The sequence below is a fragment of the Nocardiopsis sp. TNDT3 genome, from assembly GCF_003427465.1.
GTDB lineage: Bacteria > Actinomycetota > Actinomycetes > Streptosporangiales > Streptosporangiaceae > Nocardiopsis > Nocardiopsis dassonvillei.
Map to the genome: position 1 here is coordinate 1 of NZ_QPFC01000562.1, position 1,920 is coordinate 1,920.

The 1,920-nt window shown below is 70.8% G+C and carries 2 protein-coding genes; both read left to right on the top strand.

What is annotated here, in order from left to right:
- Positions 1 to 241 precede the first annotated feature (241 nt).
- Positions 242 to 622, top strand: coding sequence for a glycine cleavage system protein GcvH (gcvH, locus tag DQW06_RS14455; protein ID WP_013151479.1), 381 nt, complete (start codon positions 242 to 244; stop codon positions 620 to 622).
- A 7-nt stretch (positions 623 to 629) separates the two neighbouring features.
- Positions 630 to 1,898 (top strand): serine hydroxymethyltransferase, encoded by a 1,269-nt coding sequence (gene glyA / locus DQW06_RS14460; protein WP_013151478.1) that lies wholly within the window; start codon positions 630 to 632, stop codon positions 1,896 to 1,898.
- The last annotated feature ends 22 nt before the right edge of the window (positions 1,899 to 1,920 follow it).

The following is a 1,920-nucleotide window of genomic DNA, read 5'->3' on the forward strand; positions in this document are numbered from 1 at the left end:
CCGGCGCGTTCACCGTGGACGTGCGCGGGCGGGGCGAGGACGTCGACGTGGTCGAGCTGCCGTTCTACAAGCGGCAGTCGTAGGAGCAGGGGCCTTCACACCCCGAAGGCCCGCACGCCCCGGCGCGGCGGGATCCCCACACAGGGGACCCGCACGCACGGGGCGCGACCGGGCGTAGGCCGGGCCGGGCAGCCGTACGGGCGCGCGGCAGGAAAATGGAACACCTCCAAGGAGAGTTGAAGTGAGCGTTCCCACGGAGCTGGGTTACACCGCCAAACACGAGTGGGTCGTGGTCGAGGACGGGATCGCCACCGTCGGGATCACCTCGTTCGCCGCCGAGTCCCTGGGCGACATCGTCTACGTCGAGGTGCCCGAGGTCGGCAGCGAGGTGACCGCGGACGAGCCGTGCGGCGAGGTGGAGTCCACCAAGTCCGTCAGCGACGTCTACTCGCCCGTGAGCGGTGAGGTCACCGAGGTCAACGCGATCCTGGAGAACGAGCCCGAGACCATCAACTCCTCGCCCTTCGAGGACGGTTGGCTGTTCAGGGCCCGGATCTCCGAGGAGCCCACCGACCTTCTCTCCGCCGAGGAGTACACCAAGCTGACCGAAGGCGAGGAGTAGGCCCCCGATGGCTACTGACAACACGCTCAACCAGACGCTGGGCGAACTGGACCCCGAGGTGGCGGCCGCGGTCGACGCGGAGCTGGCCCGCCAGCGCGACACCCTGGAGATGATCGCCTCGGAGAACTTCGCCCCCCAGGCGGTGATCGAGGCCCAGGGCACCGTCCTGACCAACAAGTACGCGGAAGGGTACCCGGGCCGCCGCTACTACGGCGGGTGCGAGCACGTCGACGTCGTCGAGCAGCTCGCCATCGACCGCGCCAAGGCGCTGTTCGGCGCCGAGCACGCCAACGTGCAGCCGCACTCGGGCGCGCAGGCCAACACGGCCGTGTACTTCGCGCTGCTCAAGCCGGGTGACACCATCCTGGGCCTGGACCTGGCCCACGGCGGCCACCTGACCCACGGCATGAAGATCAACTACTCCGGCAAGATCCTCAACGCGGTGGCCTACCACGTGCGCGACGAGGACGGCACCGTCGACTACGACGAGGTCGAGGCGCTCGCCGAGGAGCACCGGCCCAAGATGATCGTCGCCGGGTGGTCGGCCTACCCGCGCCAGCTGGACTTCGCCCGCTTCCGCAAGATCGCGGACTCGGTCGGCGCGCTCCTGATGGTGGACATGGCGCACTTCGCCGGTCTGGTCGCGGCGGGGCTGCACCCCAACCCGGTGCCGCACGCCGACGTGGTCACCACGACCACGCACAAGACCCTGGGCGGCCCGCGCGGCGGCATGATCCTGGCCAAGGCCGAGCTGGGCAAGAAGATCAACTCCGCGGTGTTCCCCGGCATGCAGGGCGGGCCGCTGGAGCACGTGATCGCGGCCAAGGCGGTGGCCCTCAAGGTCGCCGCGGGCGAGGAGTTCGCCGACCGCCAGCGCCGCACGGTCTCGGGCGCCAGGCTGCTCGCCGAGCGGCTGACGCGGCCGGACGCGGCCGAGGTCGGCGTGAAGGTGCTCTCGGGGGGCACGGACGTGCACCTGGTCCTGGTGGACCTGGTGAACTCCGAGCTCAACGGCCAGGAGGCCGAGGACCGCCTGCACTCGATCGGGATCACGGTCAACCGCAACGCGGTGCCCAACGACCCGCGCCCGCCGATGGTCACCTCCGGTCTGCGGATCGGCACCCCGGCGCTGGCCACCCGCGGTTTCGGCGACGAGGACTTCGCCGAGGTCGCGGACGTCATCGCCGAGGCGCTCAAGCCGGAGTTCGACGAGGCCGCGCTGCGCGGCCGGGTCCAGGCGCTGACCGCGAAGTACCCGCTCTACCCGAACCTGTAGAGCCGCGGGGGGGGGGGGGGGG

What these genes read in the sequence shown, in the direction of transcription:
- glyA (WP_013151478.1), top strand. Translation starts at nt 630, where the DNA reads ATGGCTACTGACAACACGCTCAACCAGACGCTGGGCGAACTGGACCCC.